The 25,585-nt window shown below is 65.5% G+C and carries 22 protein-coding genes and 1 riboswitch; of the genes, 8 read left to right on the plus strand and 14 right to left on the minus strand.

The annotated features are described in order from the left end of the window. Positions 1-187 precede the first annotated feature (187 nt). From IVB48_RS29050 to IVB48_RS29060, 3 genes are all read right to left on the minus strand, one after another. The gene (locus IVB48_RS29050; protein ID WP_035961073.1) at positions 188-802 is read right to left on the minus strand and encodes a 2-hydroxychromene-2-carboxylate isomerase; all 615 of its coding nucleotides are present in this window, start codon (positions 800-802) and stop codon (positions 188-190) included. 86 nt (positions 803-888) lie between these two features. Further along, entirely contained in the window at positions 889-2,238 is a 1,350-nt protein-coding gene (locus IVB48_RS29055) for an MATE family efflux transporter (protein WP_247405303.1), read from the minus strand. Between the two features lie 89 nt (positions 2,239-2,327). After that, the gene (locus tag IVB48_RS29060; protein ID WP_247405306.1) at positions 2,328-2,924 is read right to left on the minus strand and encodes a DUF2239 family protein; all 597 of its coding nucleotides are present in this window, start codon (positions 2,922-2,924) and stop codon (positions 2,328-2,330) included. Positions 2,925-3,074: 150 nt separating this feature from the next. On the opposite strand from IVB48_RS29060, the gene IVB48_RS29065 reads away from it, so the two are divergent. Continuing rightward, positions 3,075-3,740 carry a glutathione S-transferase gene (locus IVB48_RS29065; protein WP_247405309.1) on the plus strand — a complete coding sequence of 222 codons (666 nt, stop codon included), beginning with the start codon at positions 3,075-3,077 and terminating at the stop codon, positions 3,738-3,740. A 10-nt stretch (positions 3,741-3,750) separates the two neighbouring features. Here the strand turns inward: IVB48_RS29065 and IVB48_RS29070 are convergent, their stop codons facing one another. After that, a complete protein-coding gene (locus IVB48_RS29070) occupies positions 3,751-5,046 on the minus strand; it encodes an MFS transporter (protein ID WP_027566291.1) in 1,296 nt (431 codons plus the stop codon). Between the two features lie 109 nt (positions 5,047-5,155). Next, a complete protein-coding gene (gene ggt, locus IVB48_RS29075; RefSeq protein WP_247405311.1) occupies positions 5,156-6,907 on the minus strand; it encodes a gamma-glutamyltransferase in 1,752 nt (583 codons plus the stop codon). Positions 6,908-7,006: 99 nt separating this feature from the next. Between ggt and IVB48_RS29080 the strand changes: the two genes are divergently transcribed. Next, positions 7,007-8,392 (plus strand): MFS transporter, encoded by a 1,386-nt coding sequence (locus IVB48_RS29080; RefSeq protein ID WP_247405313.1) that lies wholly within the window; start codon positions 7,007-7,009, stop codon positions 8,390-8,392. 139 nt (positions 8,393-8,531) lie between these two features. On the opposite strand, the gene purH is transcribed toward IVB48_RS29080, so the two are convergent. The 3 genes from purH to IVB48_RS29095 all read right to left on the minus strand — a co-directional run bounded on the left by purH (position 8,532) and on the right by IVB48_RS29095 (position 13,505). Continuing rightward, the gene (gene purH, locus IVB48_RS29085; RefSeq protein ID WP_247405318.1) at positions 8,532-10,124 is read right to left on the minus strand and encodes a bifunctional phosphoribosylaminoimidazolecarboxamide formyltransferase/IMP cyclohydrolase; all 1,593 of its coding nucleotides are present in this window, start codon (positions 10,122-10,124) and stop codon (positions 8,532-8,534) included. Positions 10,125-10,149: 25 nt separating this feature from the next. Then, positions 10,150-10,231: riboswitch (ZMP/ZTP riboswitch) on the minus strand. Positions 10,232-10,280: 49 nt separating this feature from the next. Further along, positions 10,281-12,002 (minus strand): heparinase II/III family protein, encoded by a 1,722-nt coding sequence (locus tag IVB48_RS29090; protein ID WP_247405480.1) that lies wholly within the window; start codon positions 12,000-12,002, stop codon positions 10,281-10,283. Between the two features lie 156 nt (positions 12,003-12,158). Continuing rightward, positions 12,159-13,505, minus strand: a complete 1,347-nt coding sequence (locus tag IVB48_RS29095; RefSeq protein WP_247405320.1) for a transcription antitermination factor NusB — start codon at positions 13,503-13,505, stop codon at positions 12,159-12,161. A 187-nt stretch (positions 13,506-13,692) separates the two neighbouring features. Here IVB48_RS29095 and IVB48_RS29100 point away from each other — a divergent pair, with 187 nt between their 5' ends. Beyond that, entirely contained in the window at positions 13,693-13,902 is a 210-nt protein-coding gene (locus IVB48_RS29100; protein WP_027566297.1) for a DUF1674 domain-containing protein, read from the plus strand. A gap of 57 nt (positions 13,903-13,959) precedes the next feature. Next, positions 13,960-14,550 carry a thermonuclease family protein gene (locus IVB48_RS29105; protein ID WP_247405323.1) on the plus strand — a complete coding sequence of 197 codons (591 nt, stop codon included), beginning with the start codon at positions 13,960-13,962 and terminating at the stop codon, positions 14,548-14,550. Positions 14,551-14,605: 55 nt separating this feature from the next. Here the strand turns inward: IVB48_RS29105 and IVB48_RS29110 are convergent, their stop codons facing one another. Both IVB48_RS29110 and acs read right to left on the minus strand, forming a co-directional pair. Then, a complete protein-coding gene (locus IVB48_RS29110) occupies positions 14,606-15,121 on the minus strand; it encodes a L,D-transpeptidase (RefSeq protein ID WP_027566299.1) in 516 nt (171 codons plus the stop codon). Positions 15,122-15,586: 465 nt separating this feature from the next. Next, the gene (acs, locus tag IVB48_RS29115; RefSeq protein WP_247405326.1) at positions 15,587-17,533 is read right to left on the minus strand and encodes an acetate--CoA ligase; all 1,947 of its coding nucleotides are present in this window, start codon (positions 17,531-17,533) and stop codon (positions 15,587-15,589) included. A 398-nt stretch (positions 17,534-17,931) separates the two neighbouring features. On the opposite strand from acs, the gene IVB48_RS29120 reads away from it, so the two are divergent. Continuing rightward, positions 17,932-19,101, plus strand: a complete 1,170-nt coding sequence (locus tag IVB48_RS29120) for a DNA topoisomerase IB (protein ID WP_247284991.1) — start codon at positions 17,932-17,934, stop codon at positions 19,099-19,101. Between the two features lie 10 nt (positions 19,102-19,111). Here the strand turns inward: IVB48_RS29120 and IVB48_RS29125 are convergent, their stop codons facing one another. Then, a complete protein-coding gene (locus IVB48_RS29125) occupies positions 19,112-19,567 on the minus strand; it encodes an SRPBCC family protein (protein WP_247405329.1) in 456 nt (151 codons plus the stop codon). Positions 19,568-19,667: 100 nt separating this feature from the next. On the opposite strand from IVB48_RS29125, the gene IVB48_RS29130 reads away from it, so the two are divergent. Beyond that, a complete protein-coding gene (locus IVB48_RS29130) occupies positions 19,668-20,762 on the plus strand; it encodes an adenylate/guanylate cyclase domain-containing protein (RefSeq protein WP_247405483.1) in 1,095 nt (364 codons plus the stop codon). An 81-nt stretch (positions 20,763-20,843) separates the two neighbouring features. Here the strand turns inward: IVB48_RS29130 and IVB48_RS29135 are convergent, their stop codons facing one another. From IVB48_RS29135 to tsaD, 3 genes are read right to left on the minus strand one after another with little or no spacing between them, the layout of a single operon-like run. Beyond that, entirely contained in the window at positions 20,844-21,257 is a 414-nt protein-coding gene (locus tag IVB48_RS29135; RefSeq protein WP_247405333.1) for an EVE domain-containing protein, read from the minus strand. Positions 21,258-21,259: 2 nt separating this feature from the next. Then, entirely contained in the window at positions 21,260-22,240 is a 981-nt protein-coding gene (locus IVB48_RS29140; RefSeq protein ID WP_247405336.1) for an NAD(P)H-dependent glycerol-3-phosphate dehydrogenase, read from the minus strand. A 2-nt stretch (positions 22,241-22,242) separates the two neighbouring features. Next, a complete protein-coding gene (tsaD, locus tag IVB48_RS29145) occupies positions 22,243-23,316 on the minus strand; it encodes a tRNA (adenosine(37)-N6)-threonylcarbamoyltransferase complex transferase subunit TsaD (RefSeq protein ID WP_247405339.1) in 1,074 nt (357 codons plus the stop codon). A gap of 164 nt (positions 23,317-23,480) precedes the next feature. Here tsaD and IVB48_RS29150 point away from each other — a divergent pair, with 164 nt between their 5' ends. Both IVB48_RS29150 and IVB48_RS29155 read left to right on the plus strand, forming a co-directional pair. Further along, positions 23,481-24,227: a uroporphyrinogen-III synthase gene (locus tag IVB48_RS29150; protein WP_247405342.1), complete on the plus strand. Its 747-nt coding sequence runs from the start codon at positions 23,481-23,483 to the stop codon at positions 24,225-24,227. Positions 24,228-24,296: 69 nt separating this feature from the next. Continuing rightward, positions 24,297-25,568 carry a hypothetical protein gene (locus tag IVB48_RS29155; protein ID WP_247405345.1) on the plus strand — a complete coding sequence of 424 codons (1,272 nt, stop codon included), beginning with the start codon at positions 24,297-24,299 and terminating at the stop codon, positions 25,566-25,568. Positions 25,569-25,585: the final 17 nt, after the last annotated feature.

A 25,585-nucleotide genomic window follows, 5' to 3' on the forward strand; every position in this document is an offset into this window, starting at 1 on the left:
TTTCTTGCCGTCGTCGTTGTTTCTTGCCGTCGTCCTGGCGAAAGCCAGAACCCATTACCCCGACTGTGTATTGTCGGGCAAGTTGGAGGCCCAGCACGTCACAGCCATAGCCTTCGGTGGTTATGGGTCCTGGCTTTCGCCAGGACGACATCGGAGATGATGGCTCGATCTGTCCATCATACGAAAATCACTTCCCCGACACCATCTCCTCGACCTCGCGCAACTGCTCCTTGCCGAAGAACATCTCGTCGCCGACAAAGAAGGTCGGCGAGCCGAACGCACCGCGCGCGACGGCGTCCTCGGTGTTCTTGATCAGTCTGCCCTTCACTTCGGGTTCCCCGGCGCGGGTGAACAGCTTTTGCGCGTCGAGGCCGGAGGACGCCAGCGCCTTCGCCGCGATTTCCGGATCGTCCATCTTCTTCGGCTCGCGCCACATGTGATGGAAGGCGGCCTCGACGTATGTTTCGAACACGCCTTCGAGCTGGGCCGCGATTGCCGCGCGCATCAGGTTCAGCGTGTTGACCGGGAAGAACGGATTCCAGACATAGGGCTGCACCTTGAAGCGCTTGACGAAGCGTTCGGTCTCGACCGCCTGGAATTCCCGCTTGTTCTTGACGCCGGCGAGCGTCTCGGCCGGCGACTTGTTGTTGGTCGACTTGAAGATGCCGCCGAGCAGGATCGGCACGTACTCGAATTTGACGCCGATGCGCTGCTCGATCGCCGGAATCGCGAGATGACTGAGATAGGCATTCGGACTGCCGAAATCGAACAGGAATTGCGGGGCTGTGCGGGTCAAAATCATTCTCCCTGACATCGCTTTTTCGCATTGTGGCGTAGCGCGGCCCGTGGGTCCACCTTTTAATGACGGTCATAATCTCTTGATGTTCGTCAGAACAGACGCCGGATCGTCCGCTTGCGCCACACCAGAAGGTAATAGCCCATCTGCAACAGGAACATGGCGCAGAATACGATCGGATAGGCGGCCCACACACCCTCAAGGCCGATGGTGCGGCTCAGGATCACCGCGGACGGTAGTTCGATTGCTCCGATGGCGAAGATCGCGAGCAGCATTGGCGTCAGTGCCACGCCGGCAGCGCGCATCGCGCCGGAAAACACCGTCGCCAGGCCGAACGGCACCGAGCTCCACAGTGCGATGTTGAGCAAGCCCTTCGCCAGATCGAGCACGGTATCATCAGTGATGAAGATGCCCAGCACGGCGCGCGGCGCGAGATAGATCAGCGCCACCAGCCCGCCCGTCAGGACGATGTTGAACGCCAGTCCGGTGCGCACGATGCCGTCGAGCCCCGCTCTGTCGCCGCGGCCGACCGCTTGGGCACCGAGTATCGAGACCGCGATTGAAATCGACATCGCCGTGAACTGCGTATAGCCCATCACCTGGTTGACCGCGCCATAGGCTGCGGTTGCGTTCGAGCCGAAGCCGTTGACGAGGCCGAGCAGCACCAGCTCGGCGATCGCCATCACCACCATACCGATCGCGCTCGGCAGTCCAATGCCGAGGACTTGTCCCAGCACCACACGATTGAGCCGCAGATGGCGCAGCAGTGCAGCGTCCGGTGCCAACGCATGTTTTCTTCGCAGCAGATAGGCCGCCAGCGCGATCAGCGTCAGAACGTTGGCGATCGCCGCGGCCCAGGCCGGGCTGGTGATGCCGGCCGCCGGCAATCCGAACGACCCGCGGATCAGAATCGGCGTCAGGATCAAGCCGATCGCAGTCGACAAGGCCAGCGCCAGCAGCGGCGTCAGCGCGTCGCCGACGCCGCGGATCATCGCCGTCGTCAGCAAGAAGACGAAGCCGAGCGGCATGGTGAGCAGCATGACGCGGGCATAGGCGCTGGCCTGGTCGAGAATGTCCGGGGGCGTTGCGAGCATCGTCATCAATTGGCGGCTGAAGATCCCGCCGATCAGTGCAATTGCAATCGAGAGCAGCAGGCCGATCGCGAGCGTCGTGCCCACGATGAGCTTGATCCGGCCCTGCTCGCCCGCACCATAGGCTTGGCCGATCAGCACCGTGGCGCCGGTGCTCAGCCCCATGACGAAGGCGAACAGGAAGAACATCACCGGAAAGAACACCGAGACCGATGCGAGCGCGTCGATCCCGATCATCTGGCCGAGATAGACGTTGCTGACGGTGCCGAACAGCGATTGCAGCGCGTTGCTCAGCATCAACGGTGCGAGGAACCGCAGAAAACTTTTCCAGAGCGGCTTGGCGGCGGACATGGATTAGCCTTTCATCAGGGCGTGCGAAACCGTCGCCACGCGAAGTGGGCGTGGCTTGGCCGTCGATGGGGTTGGGAGAAGGCGCGCGCCTAAGCGCGATCACTATAGGCGAGCTTGACGATGTGGTCGCGGATGTCGGCGGGCCAATCTGCGATCAGTCCGGTGAAACGCCGCCGGTCATCCGCAAACAACGCGCGCGATGCCTCCTCGAACTGCGGCAGATTGCCGGCCATGGTCGACATGAAGTGATAGGCCGCATCGCGCGCCTGCCGCTCGCGGTCCTTGTCGCCGCTGGCGCGCCGCGCCTCTTCGACAAGTTTCCGCAGCGCGACCGAAGCGCCGCCTGGCTGCGCGCTGAGCCACTCCCAGTGCCGCGGCAGCAGCGTCACCTCGCGCGCGACCACGCCGAGCCTCGGCCGGCCGCGACCGCGTGGCTCGCTCGGCGATGCGGTCTCCTCAACCGGGGGCGGCACAAGCTTCGCGAGCCGCGCCAGCACCTCGCGGTCCCCGCCGCGCAGATCGAAGTCGATCGACCGGCCCGTGGCGTCCTCGAAGACGACGATGGGCTCGTCCGGCCGCTCCGCCATCCGCTTGATGACCAGCGCGACCTCTCCGGCTGGCCCGGAGACCAGACGGCGATGCCCTTGGAAAGCGGTGAAAGTCTTCTGCATTGGAATCATTGCCATATTGGTCACGGTGGCGACTTTAATACCCGGGTGAATTACAAAGGTCAATATACCCGGATAAAAATATCCGACCGGATGGCTCGACATTGTGTTCCCGGGCTGGCACGAACGCGCGGCCGATCGACCATGCCTAGCCCCGGGGACCACGCGATGCTGACCGTTCACCACCTCAACAATTCCCGCTCGCAGCGCGTGCTGTGGCTGCTCGAGGAGCTGGGCGTGCCCTACGAGATCGTGCGCTACGAGCGCCAGCCTGACATGCGCGCGCCGAAGGAGCTCCGCGCCATCCATCCGCTCGGCAAGTCGCCCGTTATCACCGACAACGGCAACACCGTCGCCGAGTCAGGCGCGATCATCGAATATCTCATCGCCACCTACGGCAACGGTCGGCTGGTCCCGCCGCCGAACACGCCGGAACGGCTGCGCTTCACCTATTGGCTGCACTATGCGGAAGGCTCGGCGATGCAGCCGCTGCTGCTCAAGCTGCTGTTCACGCTGATGCCGAAACGCGCGCCGGCGTTGCTCCGCCCGCTGGTGCGCAAGGTTTCGAACCAGGCGCTCACAGCATTGGTCAATCCGCAGCTCAAGCAGCACATGGACTATTGGGAAGGCGAGCTTGCGAAGAGCGAGTGGTTCGCCGGCAACGAGTTCACCGCCGCCGACATCCAGATGAGCTTTCCGCTCGAAGCAGCCCAGGCGCGCGGCGGGCTCGAGCTCGGCCATCCCAAGGCGATGGCGTTCCTGGAGCGCATTCATGCGCGGCCAGCATACAGCCGCGCCCTCGAAAAGGGCGGGCCGTATCAGGTCGGACGATAGCTAGCCTGCATCAGTCCGCATGCAGCACGCGCCCGCGCGTCTCCGGCAGCGCGAAGGCGGCGATGAAGAACAGCGCGTAAGCCACCACCGCGAACATCGCGATCGCATTCGCAAGCGACGTCGTCGCCGAAAGCGCCCCGACCAGGAACGGAAACAGCGCGCCGATGCCGCGGCCGAAATTGTAGCAGAACCCCTGGCCCGAGCCGCGCAGTCGCGTTGGATAAAGCTCGGTCAGGAACGCGCCGACGCCGGAGAAATAGCCCGAGGCGAAAAAGCCGAGCGGGAAGCCGAGCACCCACAGGATTTCGTTGGTGAGCGGCAGCTGCGTGTAGAGCAGCACAACCGCGATCGCGCCGATCGAGAAGGTCAGAAAGAGATTGCGTCGTCCGATCCGGTCCGCGAGCCAGGCGCCGGTGAGATAGCCGATGAAGGAGCCGATGATCAGCGTCGAGAGATAGCCGGTCGAGCCGACGATCGACAGATGCCGCTCCTTGGTCAAAAACTGCGGCACCCAGAAGGTGACGGCGTAGTAGCCGCCCTGGCAGCCCGTCGCCATCAGCGACGCCAGGATCGTGGTCTTCAGGATCGGGCCCGAGAAAATTTCCCAGAGCGCCGGACGATTGCCGCTCGCGGCCTGCTTGGCGCGGGCCTCAGCCGCGATCTCCGGCTCAGTCACGGAGCGGCGGATGTAGAACACCAGCAGCGCCGGCAGCGCGCCGATCACGAACATCCAGCGCCACGCTGTCTCCGCCGGCAAAGCCGAGAACAGGATCGCCTGCGACAGCACTGCAAGGCCCCAGCCGACGGCCCAGCCCGACTGCACCGAGCCGACCGCACGCCCGCGATATTGCGGCCGGATCGCTTCACCCATCAGCACGGCGCCCGCCGCCCACTCTCCGCCGAAGCCGAGGCCCAGCACCGCGCGTGCGATCAGGAGCTGTTCGAAATTCTGCACGACCGCGCAGACCAGCGAGAACAACGAGAACCAGATGATGGTGATCTGGAGCGTTCTGACCCGGCCGATATGATCGGAGAGATAACCGCCGAGCCAGCCGCCGATGGCGGAGGCCAGCAGCGTCACGGTGCCGGCGAGCCCGGCCGATCCCGCATCGACCTTCCACAGCGCGATGATGGTGCCGATCACCAGCGGATAGATCATGAAGTCCATGCCGTCGAGCGCCCAGCCTGCGGCGCAGGCCCAGAACGTCCGCCGCTCCGGCGCGTTCATGTCGCGGTAGAAGGCAAGAAGGCTGGTGTCCTCGATCTCGGCGCGTTCGATGCGCTGGTTCGGATCAACTGTGGTCATGTGCGTTTCCCGACAGTGTTTTCTTTCGTAGTCTTTGGCCTCGCGGTGGTAGCACGCGCGGCGGCGCGCGCAAGCCGGCCACCGGCCTTCGCGCCATGCAAGGACAGAGTTACTGCCCCGCTGCTTCCGCACCTCGGCTACGCGGATCAGGCGCGCCGAGCGGACCATTGGCGGTCACCGCGATCGAATTCGCCGATGTCTGCCCCATCGGCGCGACGATGAGATGATCCATCGCCTTCAGCTCGAGCAGCACATGATCGGAAAAGCCGCTCTCGACCCGGACCTCGTCGGGCAACCATTGGTGATGCAGCCGCGGTGCGGCCACGGCAGCCGCGACGTCCATTTTGTAATCGAGGACGTTGACGATCACCTGGAGCACGGTCGAGATGATCCGGCTGCCGCCCGGCGAGCCCGTCACCAGAACCGGCTTGCCGTCCTTCAGGACGATGGTCGGCGACATCGAGGACAGCGGCCGCTTGCCCGGCCCGGGCAAATTGGCCTCGAAGCCGACAAGGCCATAGGCATTGGAAGCGCCGACCGCCGCTGTGAAATCGTCAAGCTCGTTGTTGAGCAGCACGCCGGTGCCGTCGGCGACGAGGCCGACGCCGTAGCTGAAGTTCAGCGTATAGGTGTTGCTGACGGCGTTGCCGCTGCCGTCGACGACGGAAAAATGCGTGGTGTTGCTGCCCTCATGCGGTGAGGTCGCGGTGGAAACGAGCTGTTTCGACGGCGTGGCGCGATCGGCGGAGATGGTTGCCCGCAGCTTCGCGGCGTAGTCTTTGGCGGTAAGCGTCCCGATCGGCGCGTTGACGAAGGCGGGATCGCCGAGATAGCGCGCCCGGTCCGCATAAGCGCGCTTCATGGCCTCGATCAGCAGATGCAGCGAGGCCGGCGATCCCTGCTTCAGATCAGCGAGCTGAAAACCTTCGAGAATATTGAGCGTCTCCACCAGCACCACGCCGCCCGACGACGGCAACGGCATCGACACAATGTCATAGCCGCGATAAGTGCCGCGCACCGGCGCGCGGATGACCGCCTGATAGGATTTCAAATCGGCCGGCGTCATGATGCCGCCCGCGTCAGCCACGGCCTTGGCGAGTTTCTCAGCGACCGGCCCCTCATAGAAACCGCGCGGGCCCTGTGCGGCGACGGCCGACAGCGTTTCGGCGAGATCGCTCTGCACCAGCCTGTCGCCTTCGCCGAGCGGCGTGCCATCGGGCCGCGAGAAGATCCTGGCCGAGGAGGGCCAACGCACCAGCCGCTTGTGCCAGCCCGGCAGCGTGTCGGCAATGTCGTCGCCGACGAGGAAGCCATCGCGGGCGAGCGCGATCGCGGGCTCGAGCAGTTGCGCCAGCGTGAACCGGCCCGAGCCATATTTTTCCAGGGCCAGCGCAAGACCCGCGACCGTGCCGGGCACGCCGACGCCGAGCGCGGAATCCCGCGACTTCGCCGCGTCGGGCTTGCCGTCGGCGCCGAGGAAGATCTCCGGCGTGGTCGCGGCCGGCGCGGTCTCGCGATAGTCGATCGTGATGTCTTCGTTGCGCTCCGTGGAATGAATCACCATGAAGCCGCCACCGCCGATATTGCCGGCGCGCGGATAGGTCACGGCCATCGCAAAGCCGGTCGCGACCGCAGCGTCGACGGCATTGCCGCCGCGCCGCAGGATGTCGGCGCCGACCTGCGCGGAGATTTTCTCCTGCGCCACCACCATGCCGTGCTCGGCGGGAACGGCATGCACCGTGTCGAGCGCGGGCGGCACATAGGCCCGCCGCGCATCCTGCGCGGTCGCGGCCGGAAGTCCGAACGCCAGAGTGGCAAGGAAGGCGAAAAATGTCCGCCGTGTCGAGAAAGACGACATCATCAAACTTCCGCAATAGCCATCGGCAGTTCACATGCAGCGCTGCAATGCTATACGGTTTGCCCCGACAGAGGCAAAACTGTTCGTGATGAGGATTATGGAGTGACGACGATCGCCCCGGATGCGCGCATCGCCGGCGCGCAGCGGACCTATCCGCCGCGCAGCGCCGTCGTCAGCTGGATCTTCTTCGACTGGGCCGCGCAGCCTTATTTCACCCTGATCACGACCTTCGTGTTCGCGCCCTATTTCGCCACCGGCATTGCGCCGAATCCCGCCACCGGGCAATCGCTGTGGGGCTTTGCGATGGCTGCCGCGGGCCTCGCGATCGCGCTGATGTCGCCGGTGCTGGGGGCTATCGCCGATGCTTCGGGCCGCAGGAAGCCATGGATCGCCGGATTCGGCGCAGTGCTGGTGCTGGCATCCAGCACATTGTGGATCGGCAAGCCCGGCGATCCCTCGATCATTCCGCCGCTGCTCACCGCGGTCGCGCTCGCCAGCGTCGGCGCGGAATTCGCCACTCTCTTCAACAATGCGATGATGCCGACGTTGGTGCCGCCGGAGCGCATCGGGCGGCTCTCCGGCACCGGCTGGGCGACGGGTTATGTCGGCGGCATCGTCAGCTTGATCATCGTCCTCGGCCTGCTCGCCGCGAATCCCGAGACCGGCCGCACGCTGCTCGGTCTCACGCCTCTGTTCGGGCTCGATCCGGTCAGCCATCAGGGCGACCGCGCCGCCGGACCGTTGACCGGGCTTTGGTTCATCATTTTCGTGACGCCGATGTTCCTGTTCACACCCGACTATCCGGCGAAGCGCCCGGTGCGCGAGGCGCTGCACGAAGGCCTGTTGGAGCTGAAGCAATCGATCAAGGGGCTGCCGCAGCAGAAGTCGCTTGCCGCGTTTCTGCTCGCCAACATGATCTACACCGACGGTCTGGTGTCGCTGTTTGCCTTCGGCGGCATCTATGCTGCCGGCACGTTCGGCTGGCACACGATCCAGATCGGCACGTTCGGGATCATGCTCGCGATTGCCGGCGCGATCGGCGCGTGGTTTGGCGGCAAACTGGACGATCGCTTCGGGCCGAAGCGCGTGATCGCCGGCAGCATGCTGATCCTGCTGCTGGCGCTGGCGGCAATCCTGCTGGTCGACAAGGATTCGATCTTCTTCATCAAGGTCGCGCCGCCCGCGCCCGGCGGTGCATTGTTCGCCGCTGCGGCTGAGCGCGCTTATCTGGTGCTGGGCTGCCTGATCGGTGCAGCCGGCGGCCCGCTGCAAGCCGCCTCACGCACGCTCCTGGTCCGTCTCGCACCCAAGGACCGCATCGCGCAGTATTTCGGTCTGTTCGCACTGACGGGGAAAGTGACGTCCTTCATCGGCCCGCTTCTCATCGGCGTCATCACCGCGGTGACCGCGAGCCAGAAGGCCGGCATGGCCGTGCTGGTGGTGTTCTTCGTCGCGGGGCTGGCGCTGTTGATGCGGGTGCGGGAGTAGCCACGCTACCGCGATTCATTCCCGTCATTGCGAGGAGCGAAGCGACGAAGCAATCCAGGTTTTCTCCGCGGAAAGATTCTGGATTGCTTCGCTGCGCTCGCAATGACGAATTCGACGGAATCGCCCGTACGCCAATCCATCAGTGCCTGAAGTGCCGCGTGCCCGTGAACACCATGGCAATGCCGTGCTCGTCGGCGGCCTTTATGACCTCGTCGTCGCGCATGGAGCCGCCGGGCTGCACCACGGCGGTGGCGCCGGCCTCGATGCAGGCGAGCATGCCGTCGGCGAACGGGAAGAACGCATCCGACGCCACCACCGCGCCCTTGGTGAGCGGTTCGGCGAGCTTCAGCTCGGCGGCCGCATCCTGAGCCTTGCGTGCCGCGATCCGCGCTGAATCGACCCGGCTCATCTGGCCGGCGCCGATGCCGACGGTGGCGAGATCCTTGGCGTAGATGATGGTGTTGGACTTGACGTGTTTTGCGACACGGAAAGCAAACTTCAGGTCGCGCATCTCGGCATCAGTGGGCGCGCGCTCCGTGACAACCTTGAAGGTCATGTCGTCGACCACGGCGTTGTCGCGGCTCTGCACGAGGAGACCGCCCGCCACCGTCTTGGCGGTGAGGCCCGGCGCGCGCGGGTCGGGCAGGCTGCCGGCGAGCAGCAGGCGCAGGTTCTTGCGCGCACCGATGATGGCGATCGCCTCCTCGCTTGCGTCAGGTGCGATGATCACCTCGGTGAAGATTTTCGTGATCTCGCGCGCGGTGTCGGCATCGAGCGCGCGGTTCATCGCGATGATGCCGCCGAAGGCCGAGGTGGAATCGCAGGCCAGCGCCTTGCGATAGGCACTGACCAGGTCGGAGCCCTCCGCGACGCCGCAGGGATTGGCATGCTTGACGATGACGCAGGCCGCAGTGCGCTTGGCGTCGAACTCGCCGATGCATTCATAGGCGGCATCGGTGTCGTTGATGTTGTTGTAGGAGAGCTCCTTGCCCTGGAGCTGCCGCGCGGTCGAGACGCCCGGCCGCTTGTCGGGGGTCGCATAGAACGCCGCGGTCTGGTGCGGATTCTCGCCATAACGCAGCGACTGGATCAGCCGGCCGCCGAAGGCGCGGAAATCGGGCGCGTCGATTTCGAGCTGGCGGTTGAACCAGTTCGAGATCGCGGCGTCATAGGCGGCAGTGCGCGCGTAAGCCTTGGCGGCAAGGCGCCGCCGCAACTTCAGCGTGGTCGCACCTTTGTTGGCGGCGAGCTCGTCGAGCACGGCCTGATAGTCCTGCGCCTCGACCACGACGGCGACGTCGTCATGATTCTTCGCGGCGGCGCGGATCATCGCGGGGCCGCCGATATCGATGTTCTCGATGCAATCCTCGAAGCCCGCGCCTTTGTCGACGGTCGCCTCGAACGGATAGAGATTGACGACGAGGAGATCGATCGGCGCGATGCCATGCGCCGTCATCGCGTCCGCATGGTCCTTGTTGTCGCGGATCGCGAGCAGGCCGCCATGCACCTTCGGATGCAGCGTCTTGACCCGGCCATCCATCATTTCCGGGAAGCCGGTCAGTTCGGAGACGTCCTTCACCTTGAGGCCGGCCGCGGCGATCGCCTTCGCGGTGCCGCCGGTCGAGACCAGCTCGACATCGTGCGCGGCAAGCGCCTTCGCGAATTCGATCAGGCCAGTCTTGTCGGAAACGGAGAGAAGGGCGCGGGTGACGCGGCGGGGATGGTCAGTCATGAGCAAGATCCTCTGTCTGAAGGAGTGTCTATGCCCAGGCGCGCGGCTTCTCAGTCTCGCGCTTCCCGATGGTGCTCCATCCAAGGTCGCCAGTCGCGCGAGCGAGGGCTCGATAGCAGTTTTCGGTCGCTTTCACAACGTTCAGATCGGGCCGAATCACATGAGCGGAAGTTCCGGCTCCCGCCGCGCATTTCTGCGGGCATTCGTGATCGCCGGCGAGGCGGTGGAGCGGACAAAACTCCAGCGGATCGAGGGCGCCTGCCGCGCATCCTGACGGATCACGATCTGCGCGGTGCGGCGCGGGCCGTCATTGCCGGCCAGGGATACGCTGTCCTCCAGCTCGACCTTGTCGTCGAGCGCCTCGAAGGTCCAGACGTCGCGGTTCGGCAGCACCAGCATGACGCCACGGGCGTCGGACAGCCGGCTCGCCTTCACCGCCGGGTGCAGATGGAATCGCAGCGCGAAATCGGCATCCGGACCCTTGAAGCGTCCGCCTTGCGGCGGCGACAGCGTGTCCTCGCCGTCGATGCGTGCGCCGTCATTGGCGATCATCAGCACGCGGCGGTGGATCGCGCCGAATTTTGTGAGGTAGCCGTCATGCGACGTCGTCAGCAGCGTGCCGTTCTGCACGATTTCGCGATAGCTCTCGACCTCGACGGGGCCGCTGGTGACCGGAGCACCGTGCAACAGCCGCTTCATCGCCGACATCTCCACGAACTGGCATGACGAGGTGTCGTGATAGGTCAGCGTCGAATGCGCCGCCGTGCCGCGTGCGAACGGCCGCCAATTGTCGCGGCCCGTGGTCGGCATGCCGCAATTGGTGACGATGCGGCTGATGCCGGAGGATAGTTCGAACGACAGGCAGCCGGCATGGGCGTCGTGACTGACGCCGGCCGCCGGCGGCGGGCCGGTGTCGATGATCAAAGTGGTCTGGCCGGCATCAAGGCGCTGGAAACCGGTATGCGGCATGTTCGACATCGGCGCGCCGTGGGTGTCGTCATAGGCAAGCAGCGTCGCGAGCAGGTCCGAGGGCGTCGCGCTCATGCCGTTGAACAGCGCGAAATTGCCGTCGCCGTGGCGGAAGAAGCGGAGCATCGGCATCATGCGATCGATCGCATTGAGCAGCGCGGGCGGCGGCGCGATGTTGCGCGCGGCAAAGGTCTGCCGCAGCGGCAACAGGTCGATCAACAGCTCGATCAGCGCGCCCGGGTTGCGCGAGACATGCCCGCCGTCGGGCAGGATCTGCCGCTGCAATTCATCCGAGAGCTTTTTCGAGGTGCTGCGGATGTGACTTGCCTGGTTGGCGAGGCACAGCGCCGCATAGCACAGCGCGATCAGCACCTGGAGCTTCGGCACTCCGTCGGGAATGTTGACCATGGTGTAGCGCAGCAAGCGGATCTCGCGCGCCAGCGCGCGCAGATAGCGGCGGTAGAATTTGTTGTCGGTATCGTTGAGCACCAGCGGCGCCTGCGACAGCAGGGAGATCACGCGTCGCGCCAGCACGTCGGCGCGTCGCGCGACGGGACGGCGCTTGCTGGCCGGGTTGCCGATCCAGTCCTCGATCAGCGAGCGCGCATTCGCGCGCGTCAGCGCGGTGTCGGCGGCGCGCAAATGGCGCAGCCAGCCGAAGCCGAGCAGCGCAACCTCCCAATCCTCCGACGGCGGCTCGAGATCGAAGATCGAACGGCCGTGGCAGTTGACGATCTTGCCGGCGAAGACGAAGCGGCCGGCATAGATCTCGGCGGCGCGGGTCGCGTCCGCGGTGCGCAGATCATGCGGCGCGATGATCAACCGGTCGGCGCGGCCGGGCCAGACCCGCGACAGGGCGACGGAACCGCCGCTCGCGCGCGCGAGCATGTTCCGCGCGAAGCGGTTCATCACCAGCGTCGAGATACGTCTGCGTTGAGCGACCGACACGCCTTGCCTTGATGGGGGAGAGGATTCCGACGAATCCTTATTAATCCCAAAATCGGACGGCCGACACCACCTTGAACGACGCGAATCAGCGCCGTGGTTGCAAAATCCAGTGCAAAATCAGGATTTAACGAGCCGGGCCGCGAAAAATCCGTCGAGCCCGCCGAGCTTGGGATCAGCGTTTGGCAGATGGCTGGGCAGAGTGCGCAGATCGCCCTCGGCGGTGACGATCTCGCTAAGTCCCGACACCTCGGACGCATCGATCGGAACCCGGCGAAGCCCAGGCTCTGCGGCCAGCAGCGCGGCGACCGCATGCTCGCCCTCTTCGGGTTCCAGCGAGCAGGTACAGTAGACCAGCGTTCCGCCGGGCTTGAGCAGCGAGACTGATTTTTGCAGCAGCCGCCGCTGAAGCGCGGTCATTGCGGCGATGTCGGATTCCTGCCGAAGCCAGGATACGTCGGGATGGCGGCGGATCGTCCCGGTCGATGTGCAAGGCGCATCAATGAGGATGCCGTCGAAGCCATCGGCAGGGCCGGACCATTCCGCGGCGTCGGCGACGACGATCTCGGCCTGGAGCGACAACCGCGTCAGATTCTCGCGCAGGCGCGCCACCCGGGCCGGCGAGCGGTCGATGGCGGTGACATGGGCGCCGGCTTGCGCCAGTTGCGCGGTCTTGCCGCCGGGAGCGGCGCAGAGATCGGCGATGGATTTGCCCTTGATGTCGCCGAACAGCCGGGCCGGCAGCGCAGCGGCGGCGTCCTGCACCCACCATTGTCCTTCGGCGAAGCCGGGAAGCATGGTCACTGCGCCGTGCAGCACCGTACGAACCGATCCGGTCGGCAGGACTTCGCCATGGAGGCGGCTCGCCCATTGCGCGGCGTCCGACCTCACAGTCAGATCCAGCGAAGGATCGTGGCTGAGCGCGAGCGCCATGTCTCTTGCGACTGTTTCGCCGTAGTGCGCGCGCCAGCGCGCGACCATCCAGGGCGGCAGGTCCAGCGATTGTGCGGCAACCTCGTCCACCAGCGCTTTGCCCTCGCGGGCGCAACGGCGCAGCACGGCGTTGACGAGGCCGGCATAGCGCGCGGCGCGCCGGTCGGATTGCACGAGGCGAACGGAGAGATCGACGGCCGCGTGATCGGGCACGTCCATCCAGAGGATCTGGGCGGCGCCGATCAACAGCGCGCTCTGCGCGCGCGGCGCGTCGGAGGGAATGCCCTTGTCGAGCAGGCGGGACAGCACATGGCCGAGCGTGCCGAGCCGGCGCAGCACGGTGGCGACCAGGCGGCGCATCAGCGCGCGGTCGCGGTCGGGGAGCGTCTTCAGTCCGGGATGGGCGCCGCTGCCGTCGAGCTGCTCGTCAAGCGTGCGGTGCTTTTGCAGCACGCCGTCGACGATGTCGGCGGCAATCCGCCGCGCCGCGAGACCGGGCACTTCGGATGGAGGAGCGAAACGTTGAGAAGGCATGCGGAAACAAGGTTCTGAGCGAGCGGCAGTTCGCCGTAATGGGCGCATGCCTTGAGGAGGTGATCTCTGGCACGCGAATATGCCAAATGTAAGAATCGCTTCCGGGTTTTTCAGCCCTTTCGGAGCCATTTCAGGAATGCGTTATTGGGCGTCGCGTCGCGGGCCGCCCCGCGCTAGAAAGCCGACGATGAGTGACCAGCCTTCCGTTCCCGACCGCAAGCAGCTCACGCCGGCCGCCCAGCGCGCGCTGGCCGAGGCCGAAGCGCGCCGGCAGGCTGCGGCAGTCCGAGCCAAAAACGACGCCCAGGCGGCGCCTAAGGAGTTGCAGGGGCCAAAAGGACCCGAGCCGACCCGCTATGGCGATTGGGAGCGCAAGGGCATCGCTTCGGATTTCTGAAGCTTGCCTTTCGAGGCTCGCTTGCCGGATTGCCCGACTCAGCCCTAGCGTGCGCGAATGTCGCGTTTCGATCCAAGCCGTCCCTATCGGCCTTCATACAGCGGCTCGCCATTTGGTCGCCGGTTCTCAGGGCTGTTGCCGTGGATGTTCGTGGTCGGAATCGTGGTGGCCGTGGTGTTCACGTTCCGGCACGGGATGAACTGGCCGTTCCCTCACGCGACCGACGGTCGATCACGAGACGCCGAGATTGTACTCCAGCAAGACGGCCATCCCGATCGTCGCGAGCCGGTCGATGTCGTTCGCACCATCGACGGCGACACCTTTCTCGCACGCGTTCGTCAGCATAACGGCCGCGATCTCGTCGTGCGCGTTCGCCTGCGCGGCATCGATGCACCTGAGATGAAAGCCTCCTGCCAGGAAGAACTCGACAAGGCTGAAGCCGCCGCCGCCGCGCTCCGCGACCTGCTCGGCCAAGGTGGCGTGACGATCACCAATCTCGGACCTGACAAATACGGACGCGTTCTTGCTGACGTCGCGACCAAACGCACGGCCAATGTCTCGGCGGCGTTGCTCGCCGGCGGCTATGCGCGGAGCTACAATGGCGGCCATCGTGACGGCTGGTGCGCGCGGAGCTGGCGCTTCTGGTGACAAAAAAGTCGCGTCGAAAGACGCGGCTCTTGTTGTCTCGCCCTGATGCCGGCGATCAGCGCGTCACGACCACCGTCGTGCCGACCGAGACGCGGCTGTAGAGATCGGTGATGTCGTCGTTGAGCATGCGGATGCAGCCATAGGAGACGAAGCCGCCGATCGAGCCCGGCACGTTGGTTCCGTGGATGGCATATTCACCGCCGGACAGCGTCATCGCCGCGACGCCCATCGGATTGCGCGGCGAGCCGCCCGGGATGACGTCCGGGATGCTCGGCTTGTCGCGCTTCACTTCGGCAGGCGGCGCCCAGGCCGGATTGCGGTACTTGCCGTCGATGCGGGTGGTGCCGGCCCACTGCTTGCCGGACTTGCCGACGCCGACCGGGTAGCGCACGGCGTGGCCGTTATCGAGGACGAGATAGAGCCGACGCTCGTTGGTTTTGACCACGATGGTGCCCGGCGAATAGTCAGCCAGGTGCGTCCCCACCATTTCCGGCCGTGCCTGCGCCGCCGTCGACATCAAGACCCCAGCCCCGACGGTGGCGGCCAGCGCCACAGCAATCCTCATCGACATCGATTTTCCCCTTGCCCCGAACGGACCGTCCAAAATTACGCAAAACCGGCAATCGCCGGCCCGCCAAGTCCTTGTTGCAAGTCCTTGTTACAGGTCCTTGTCAGGGGACATTCTTAACCGCGCCTGTTAACCGGATGGTTTCCACGCACGGCCGCCAAGGGCCGGCCAGCAGGGGGAACAAAGGAAATGTTCGAAACAAAGTAAATGACCTGAAAACAACACTCAGCCGGAAAGATGCCCGGGCGCCGGGTCGCGGCCTGACAAGTGCGTGAGGATGTGAACGGCGGTTGATGCCGGAGACGCTAACGCGGCGATGCGGTCTCGTGTCCCGGACGCGGCGCAGCGCGAAGAGGTGCGACGCAGAGCCAGGATCCAGGACGCCACAGAGTCTGCTGTTGCTTGGGCCGCGGCTCAGCAGCGCACCGCTAAAGAGCGCTGCGCTGCGTCCGGGGGCACGAGACTGCCTTACGCCGACTTCTTGTTCTGCCGGTTCTTGACGAGGTCGTCGACCACGCCGGGATCGGCCAAGGTCGAGGTGTCGCCCAAGCTGCCCGGCTCGTCCTCGGCGATCTTGCGCAGGATGCGGCGCATGATCTTGCCGGAGCGGGTCTTGGGCAGGCCGGGCGAGAATTGGATCTGGTCGGGCGCAGCGATCGGGCCGATCTCCTTGCGCACCCAGGTGACGAGCTCCTTGCGCAGATCCTCGGTTGGCTCGATGCCGGCCATCAGGGTCACATAGGCGTAGATGCCCTGACCCTTGATGTCGTGCGGGTAACCGACCACGGCGGCTTCCGAGACCTTCTCATGCGCCACCAGCGCGCTTTCGACTTCGGCGGTACCCATGCGGTGGCCGGAGACGTTGATGACGTCGTCGACGCGGCCGGTGATCCAGTAATAACCGTCCGCATCGCGCCGGCAGCCGTCGCCGGTGAAGTACTTGCCCTTGTAGGTCGAGAAATAAGTCTGCTCGAAGCGGGCGTGGTCGCCATAGACCGTGCGCATCTGGCCGGGCCATGACCGCGTCAGGCACAGATTGCCTGATGTCTCGCCGTCCAGCACGTTGCCGTCGGCGTCGACGATCTCAGGCACCACGCCGAAGAACGGCTGCGTCGCCGAGCCTGGCTTGAGCTTGGTGGCGCCGGGTAGCGGCGTGATCAAAATGCCGCCGGTCTCGGTCTGCCACCAGGTGTCGACGATCGGGCAGCGGTCGTCGCCCACGACGCGGTGATACCACTCCCAGGCTTCCGGATTGATCGGCTCGCCGACCGAGCCGAGCAGGCGGAGGCTGGCGCGCGAGGTCTTCTTCACGGGCACGTCGCCGCTCTGCATCAGCGCGCGGATCGCGGTCGGCGCAGTGTAGAAGATGTTGACCTTGTGCTTGTCGATGACGTTCCAGAACCGCGAATTATCCGGGTAATTCGGCACGCCTTCGAACATCAGTGTGGTCGCGCCGTTAGCTAGCGGTCCGTAGAGAATGTAGCTGTGGCCGGTGACCCAGCCGACGTCGGCGGTGCACCAGTAGATGTCGCCGTCGTGATAGTCGAAGACGTATTGATGCGTCATCGCGGCGAACACGAGATAGCCGGCGGATGTGTGCAGCACGCCCTTGGGCTGGCCTGTCGAGCCCGAGGTGTAGAGGATGAACAGCGGATCCTCGGCGTGCATGTGCTCGACCGGGCATTCCGTCGTCACCATTTTGGCGGCGTCGTGGTACCAGAGGTCGCGCGAGGGATTCATTTCGACCGCGCCGCCGGTGCGCTTGACCACGACGACCCAGTCGACGCCGTCTGCCTTGGCGAGCGCCGCGTCGACATTGGCCTTCAGCGGCACCTTCTTGCCGCCGCGCAGGCCCTCATCCGCGGTGATGATCACCTTGGACTGGCAGTCGTTGATGCGCTGGGCGAGACTGTCGGGCGAGAAGCCGGCAAACACCACGGAGTGAATCGCGCCGATCCGCGCGCAGGCCAGCATCGCGTAGGCCGCCTCCGGAATCATCGGGAGGTAGATGGTGACACGGTCGCCCTTCTTGACGTTCCGGGTGCGCAGGATGTTGGCCATCCGGCAGACCTCGTCGTGCAGCTCCTTGTAAGTGATGTGCCGGGATTGTGAGGGATCGTCGCCTTCCCAGATGATCGCGGTCTGGTTGGCGCGGCTGTGGAGATGCCGGTCGATGCAATTATGGGCGACGTTGAGGATGCCGTCCTCGAACCATTTGATCGAGATGTTGCCGGGCGCGAAGGAGACGTTCTCGATTTTGGTCGGAGCGTGCATCCAGTCGATGCGCTTGGCCTGCTCCGCCCAGAAACCGTTCGGGTCCGAGATCGAGCGGGCGTACATGTCCTTGTACTTGGCCTGGTCGACCCAGGCGCGCTTCGCCCATTCCGCGGGGACGTCGTAGATCTTCTCGGACATGTTTCCCTCCACATACGGCAAGCCGAGCACAGACCACGGGCGAGCCGACTTGATCGTTGAACCGATTATGCGTCGGGCTAACCGGACCCGACAAGGTGCACAAGCTGGACCTTCGGCGAGCAGCCGGCCATGCGGAGGATCAAGCCGCTTCGTGCGACTGTCGCAGTTTTGAAACAGGGCGACGGGGGCTTTCGGGTCTTTACCGAAATCCTCGGAATGGGCCGGCGCAGAGCGCCATGCTCCCGGCAGCGGTATTTAGAAACCGCCCTCACTGATTCGGGACTCGCAATGCGGTTCGGAACACCCTAAATGGCCAACCCGGGCCCAACGAGACCCCTTGGAACAAAAATCAGAACAGCGGCATTGACCGATAACAGACAGGGCTAAGGCATAAGACTATGATGGATCAGCAGAATCTCGGGACTTTGCGGCCCGCTTCAGCCGATCCTGCAGCCATTGCGCTGGCCAAAGCCCTCGGACAATGGCCGAAACCGGCCGGTTCCGGCCGTCCCAGCCCGAAAAAAGCGTTCGACACGGCGCCTGCGGCGACGGTCGAGGCCCTCGCCAAGGAACTGGGCCTGCGGCTCGGCGACCAGAACGAACTGACCATTCGTCGCATCAGGCGCGGCAAGGGCTATTCCTTCGTGCGGCCCAACGGCGTCCACATCCGCGATGCCCGCACCATTCGGCGGCTGCATTCGATGGCAGTGCCGCCGGCCTATCGCGAGGTGCGCTACTCGGCCGATCCGAGCACGCATCTCCAGGCGGTGGGACGCGATGCCGCGGGCCGGCTGCAATATCGCTATCACGCCGATTGGGAGAAGGTCCGCGAGCAACGCAAGGCGCATCGCCTGGAGAAGCTCGTCGGCGCGCTGCCCAAGATCCGGCGCAAGGTCTCGGCGTTCCTGTCGGGCGACGAGCCGACCCGCGAGTTCGCGCTCTCCGCCGTCATCGAACTGATTGCGCGCACCGCCATCCGCCCCGGCAACGAATCCTATGCCCGTCTCAACGGCACCCGCGGAGCCACCACGCTGCTGAAGTCCAACGTTTCGCTGGAAGACGACAGCTTCGTGCTGACCTTCAAGGCGAAGGGCGGCAAGGCTGTGCGCAAAGAATGCGACGCGGCCAAGCTCGTGCGTGCCATTGGGATTTTGCAGGACGTTCCCGGCAAGCGCATGTTCCAGTATCGCGATGCCTACGGCATCGTGCGTGCGGTCAGCACCACCCAGGTGAACGCGTTTCTGCGCGAGATCGCCGGCATCAAAATCTCGCTGAAGGATTTCCGCACGCTGATGGCCTCTGCCGTCGTCGTGGAATCGCTGTCGCGGATCACGCCGGCGACCAGCCAGCGCGGCCGCAAGAAGCAGGTGCTGGAGGCGATCCGCGGCGCTGCCGATCAGCTCTCCAACACGCCGGCGATCTGCCGCAAGAGTTATGTTCACGATACCATCGTCACCGCGTTCGAGGACGGCATCCTCGAACGCTTCGCCGCGACCATGAAAGGCCAGCGCTCGCAGGCCAGGCGCGAGCAGCTTTTGCAGCAGGTGGTGGCGACCGCGGCGGTCTGACCTGGCGTCGCTACGCCTTGGTGGGAACGCCGTTGTCGGGACCGGGATTGCTGCCCGCGGCTGCGGTCGTGAGTCGTCCCAGATAATGCGCCCATCCCGTCGCGTGTGCGGCAGCCTGTTCCTCGGTCGGCAGCCCGCTGTGGGTCATGCGCAGCAATGTGCCGCCGTCGTGTTCGATCAGGTCGATCTCGATCAGGCTCGAGCCGGGCGGCACTTCCTGGCCGCCCTCCCATCCAAACGTGTAGGCGAGACGATGCACCGGCACGACTTCGCGGAACGCGCCGCGGGCAACGCCGCCGCGGGGGCCGATGCCGTTGAGTAGATACAGCCCGCCGGGATGTGGCTCCGTGGTCGCGTCGGAACCCATCCAGCTCAGAATCTTCTCGGGGTCGGTCAGGTAAGCGAAAACGGTGGCGCGTGGGGCGGCGATCTGGGTCTCGCGTCGCACTATGAACGGTTCGGCCATCGGCGATCATCCTGGGCTGACGTTGGGACATGGCGGCGCGCGAGCGGCCCGTCAAGGATTGCCCGTGACAAAGACCGCCTGCGTTCGTCATGATCGGGCCATGCACCTCTCGCCGACGCTCGCCTGGCTTGTCGATGCCGCTGCCGATAGCACCGGAGCCGACCGCCTGCTCGCGGATATCGGCGCACATCTGGTCGCCGACGGCGTGCCGCTTGCGGCAGGCAGCCTGACACTCGAGGTGCCGCATCCGCTGATCGCGAAGCGGACATGGTTGTGGCGCGCGGAGAACGGCCGGGTGATCGAAGCGCTCGGCTTCGTACCAGGCGGCCTCGCGCCCGACCCGCCTAACGATGCCGGCCGCCGCTGGCTGCGCGACATCGCGGAGGGTGAAGTGCACGAAGATTTGGTCGGACGGCCCGACGGGCCGTTGCTAGGTTGGATCGGGCCGCGTCCGTTCACCGCGGACGAGACCGAGCAATTGCGCCAGGCCGCGCGCTTTGCCGCGACACCTCTTGCGGTGCTTGCCGCGCGTGCAACCTTGCGCGCGACGCTGGATGCATATCTTGGCAAGCGCAGCGCGGAGCGGGTGCTGGCGGCACCCCTGCGGCGCGATCTCGGCGAGACCATTCAGGCCGCGCTGCTCTATGCCGATCTGCGCAACTTCACGCTCCTGTCGGAAACCACGCCGCCTGCCGGCGTCATCGCGGCGCTCGATGCCTGGTTCGATCGCATCGCCGGTGCGGTCCACGCCTTCGGCGGCGAGGTGCTGAAATTCATCGGCGACGGCGTGCTCGCGATCTTTCCGGTGGTCGGGGCGTCAGCGCGCCAAGCGTGCGATGCAGCTCTGCGTGCCGCGAGCGCCGCCGAAGCCGGGATGGCGTATCTCAACACGGAGCGCCGTGCCCAAAATCTGCCGCCGCTCGCGTTCGGCGCGGCGCTGCATCTTGGCGAGATGCTATGGGGCAATATCGGCGCGGCCAATCGGCTCGACTTCACGGCGATCGGCCCCGCCGTCAATCTCGCCAGCCGGCTCGAAGGATTGTGCAAGCCGCTCGGCAGAACCGTGCTGGTGTCGGGTGCGCTCGCCGCGGAGACCGACATGCCTCTGATCGCGCTCGGATCGCATTCGCTGCGCGGCATCGCCGCGCCTTGCGAGGTGTTTGCGCTGCCGGAGAAACAAGCTCCGATATCGTAGCCCGCATGAGCGTAGCGACATCCGGGATCGCAGCAGTAGTCCCGGATATCGCTTCGCCCGTCCGGGCTACAGCGCCTAAGCCTACATCCCGCCCATCTTGCAGACGAGCTTCCATTCCTCGGCCGTCACCGGTTGCACCGAGAGGCGCGAATATTTCACCAGCGCCATGTCGGCGAGCTTCTTCTCGGCCTTGATCGCGGCCATCGTCACCGGACTCTTCAACGGTTTGTCGGCCTTGATGTCGACGCAGACGAATTTTTCGGTCTTGTCGGTCGGATCCGGATAGGCTTCCTTGACGATCTCCGCGATGCCGACGATTTCCTTGCCCTCGTTGGAATGATAGAAGAACGCCTTATCGCCCTTCTTCATGGCGACGAGATTCTGGCGCGCGGTGTAATTGCGCACGCCGGTCCAGGCTTCGCCCTTGGCGCCTTTCGCCACCTGCTGGTCCCAGGACCACACCGATGGCTCGGATTTCACCAGCCAGTACGCCATGTTCATTCCTCTGCCTTGAAAGGTCGCGTCATGAGCCCCGAGATCGCGGCGTCGATCGTGCTTCTGCCGGTCAGAATCGATGCGACGGCTTCCGATACCGGCATTTCGATGTTTTGCGAAGCCGCGAGCTCGATCAGTACCGGCGCGGTGAATTCGCCTTCGGCAAGCTTGCCGGCGGGCGGCTGCTCGCTGCGGCCAAGCGCCAGGCCGAGCGCGAAATTGCGCGATTGTGGGCTCGAGCAGGTCAGGATCAGATCGCCGAGGCCAGACAAGCCCGTGAGTGTTTCGCTGCGTGCGCCGAGCGCGCGGCCGAGGCGTGTCAGCTCGGCAAAGGCGCGGGTGGTGAGTGCGGCCTGGGCGGAAGCGCCGAGCTTGCGCCCGACCGCGATGCCGACCGCGATCGCGAGCACGTTCTTGGCGGCGCCGCCGATCTCGACGCCGCGGACATCGGTGGAGTGATAGGGCCGGAACGTCGGCGAGCCCAGCGCCTGCACCAGATGGTTGGCCAGCGTTTCTTCCCTCGCCGCCAGCGTGACCGCGGTCGGCAGGCCACGCGCGACATCGTCGGCAAAGCTCGGGCCCGACAGGATCGCCGGCTGCGCGTGAGGCGCGGCCTCGGCGATCACGTCGGTCATGAATTTATGGGTGCCGTGCTCGATGCCCTTGGCGCAGGCAATGATCGGCACCGGTCTAGCCAGATGCGAGGCGAGCATGTTGACAGCACCGCGCAGATGCTGCGCGGGCACTGCGATCAGCAGCATATCCGCGCGCGCGGCGAGCGCCAGGTCGCTCGTGACGATGATCTCCGGAGCAAGCCGCACGCCGGGCAGCCGCGGATTGTCGCGGCTCGATGCGATCCGCGTCACGTGCTCGGGATTGCGCGCCCACAGCGTCACGTTCCGTCCGGCCCGCGCCGCCACCATCGCCAGGGCCGTGCCCCAGGCGCCCGCGCCGATCACCGCGACAGATCGGAACGCTGTCATTGCTAGAATCCCGCGCGTGTCTTGCCGTATCCGGCCGGTGCCGTCGCGTTCGCATCGAGCAGCCAGCGCGCGCGAGGCTGTGCTTCCATCGTGTCGATCATGCCGAGCGCGAGACGTTCGGCGCCGGCCCAGGCGATCATCGCGCCGTTGTCGGTGCAGAGCGCCGGCGGCGGCATGATCAATTGTGTACCGGCTTTCCTCGCAACCTCATCCAAGGCGCCGCGGATCGCCTGATTGGCGGCGACGCCGCCGGCCGCCACCAGCGCACGCGGTGCGCCGAACTGCTCGCGGAAGAGTTTCAGACCGACGCTCAACCGGTCGGCGGTGGAATCGAGCACGGCAGCCTGGAAGCTCGCGCAGAGATCGCTGACGTCCTGCGGCGTGATCTCGGCCAACCGGCTCGCTTCGTTGCGTACCGCCGTCTTCAATCCCGATAACGAGAAGTTGGCGTCGGGGCGTCCCTGCAGCGGCCGCGGAAACGCAAATCGCGCCGGATCGCCGTTGGCTGCCGTGCGCTCGACCTGCGGCCCGCCGGGATAGGGCAGTCCCAGCATCTTCGCGACCTTGTCGAAGGCCTCGCCGATCGCATCGTCCACGGTGGTGCCGAGCCGCACATACTGGCCGACGCCGGTGACGGCGACGATCTGGGTATGGCCGCCCGAGGCGAGAAACAGGCAATAGGGAAATTCGAGTGCGTCGGTCAGGCGCGGTGTCAGCGCATGCGCTTCCAGATGGTTCACCGCGATCAGCGGCGTGTCGTGCACCATCGCGATCGCCTTCGCGGTGGTGAGCCCGACGATGACGCCGCCGATCAGTCCCGGGCCTGCGGCGGCCGCGACACCGTCGAGCTGGGCGAAGTCGATGCCGGCCTCAGTCATGGCGCGGTCGATGATGCCGTCGAGCAGGTCGACATGGGCGCGGGCAGCGATCTCCGGTACCACGCCGCCGAAACGGGCATGCTCCTCGACCTGCGACCGTACGACATTGGACAGGATCTTGCCTGTGCCGTCAGGCGCACGCTCGATCACCGCCGCGGCGGTCTCGTCGCAGGTGGTTTCGATGCCCAGTACCAGCATTGGCGAATTGTTATCCAATTTGCGCCCTTCTCACGCCCCTTGCGCTCATCCGCAAAGCAGAGTTCTGGTACGTCCGGTAGCATTCCGGGGTCGGCCAACGCAATCGTCACGCGCGGCCGTCCCTCGTGAAAGCGCCACCGCCACGTGGTTCGGGAACACAAGCGATGTCCATTCTTGTCACACGGCCGCATCCCGACAATGAGGCGACGTCGGAAAATCTTTGTGCACGGGGTCATGTGGTGCTGCTCGCGCCGGTGCTCAAGTTCGAGCCGGTCGCCTTCCGTGCCGAGAGTGAAACGAGCTACAGCGCCGTCATTGTCACGTCGGCCAATGCAATTCGTGCCGTCGCGCCGCAATTACCGGACCTTGGTCTCCTGGAGCTGCCGCTGTTCGCCGTCGGCGAGCACACCGCCGCCGCCGGGCGCGATGCTGGCTTTGCCGAGGTGATCGTCGCCGGCGGCGACGCCGCGGCCCTGCGCGACAAGGTGATGCAGAGCGCGCGCGACAAGCGGCTGAAGAAAAAGAGCACGTTGCTCTATCTCGCGGGCGCGGACCTGTCGCGCGACCTCGGCGGTGAGCTGGGCGCCGAAGGCTTCAACGTCGTCACGCAGACGACCTATCGCATGGCGCCGGTCAAGCTGTTGCCGCGCGATGTCTGTGAGGGCTTTGCCGCCCATGGGATCGAGGCGGTGCTGCATTACTCCCGGCGCAGCGCGCGGGCTTTCCTGGAGGCCGCGCGCGCCGAAGGTGTCGAAATCTCGGCTCTGGCGATCCCGCAATGCTGCCTGTCCGAGACGGTCGCGGGCGTGCTGCGCGAGGCGGGTGCCTCGCAGGTTCTGGTGGCGGCGACGCCGGACGAAAATGCCTTATTTGGCACCTTGGAGCGTGCTTTGCGCACCCGTTTGGCGTAAGAGGTCGGGCCGAATCCGACGCAATCGGATCCGTTCGTTCAGGGCATGTAAGTGTGAGGAACCGTCACGATGGCCGACGACAAGCCTGAAGACGCAGGATTGGCTCCCGAGTCCGGCCGCGCCAAGCGCATCCCGCCCACCATCGACCTCCAGGCAACCGAGGTCTCGACCCAGCCGCAGGAGGTGGCGGGCGAGCCTGAGGCAGCGACCGAACAGGCCGCGCATGAGCAAGCCAAATCTGAAGAGGGCAAGTCTCAGGAGGAAAAGTCTCAGGAGGAAAAGTCTCAAGAGGCAAAGTCCGAAGAAGCTCATGCCGAGCCGAAGCCCGAGCTTGCCCAGGAAGAATCTTCTGTTGCGTCCGCGTCGGTATCGCCGTCAATTTCACCCTGGGTTATCGCTCCGTTCTCCGGCGCCGTGGCAGCCGCCATTGTGATCGCGGTCGGCTGGATGCTAGGCTGGCCTGCGGTGCAGGCGCCGCCGGCTGCTCCACAAGTGACGGGCGCAACCGTCGAGGCGCTGAGCGGGCGCGTGGCCGCGGTCGAAGCCAAGGCGGGCAAGCCTGCCGCCGATCCGGCCATGGTGGCGCGGATCGATGCGCTGGAGAAATCCGCAACGAGCCTGCGCAGCGAGATCGCCAATCTGCGCGCACAATCCGACAAGACCGCGAGCGTCCTGAACGACGCGACATCGGCGCCGCGCGCTGCCGCGCCCGATCTTGCCGCTCTCAACGACCGCCTCGCGCAGCTCGAGCGTGCCAGCAAGACCGAACGTGCGGAACTCGCGCAGCAAAGCGAGAAGATCGCCGAAGCGAAGACGATGGACGACAAGCCGCTGCGCCACGTGGTGGCGGCGGCCCTGCTCGACGTCGCCGTTCGCCACGGCGACGCCTACGAATCGCAGCTCGCCGCCGCGCGGTCGCTGGCAGCAAAGCCGGATATGCTGAAGCCGCTCGACACCTTTGCTTCGTCAGGCATTCCGACGCCGGTCGCGCTCAGTCGCGAGCTCCTCAACATCGTGCCGAAATTGTCGCCGCCGGCGGAAGCTCCGGCCAGCGGCACCGGCATCGTCGAGCGCCTTCAGGCAGGGGCGTCGAAACTTGTCCGCATCGAGCGTACCGATGGGGTCGGCAATGATCGCGGCGCCATCGTCGCGCGGGTGACGGCGGCTGCGTTGCGCAACGATTTCGTCGAGGCACGGCGCGAGTTGAAGACGCTGCCGGAGGCCGATCGTGCACCGGCGCAAGCCTGGCTCGACAAGGCCGATGCCCGTGACGCCGCGCTCGCCGCCTCACGCAAATTCGCCGACGCCGCCATGGCGGATCTCGTCAAGCCTGGTCAATAAAGGTTCGCGCAACAATC

Source organism: Bradyrhizobium sp. 76 (assembly GCF_023073025.1).
Classification (GTDB): Bacteria; Pseudomonadota; Alphaproteobacteria; order Rhizobiales; family Xanthobacteraceae; genus Bradyrhizobium.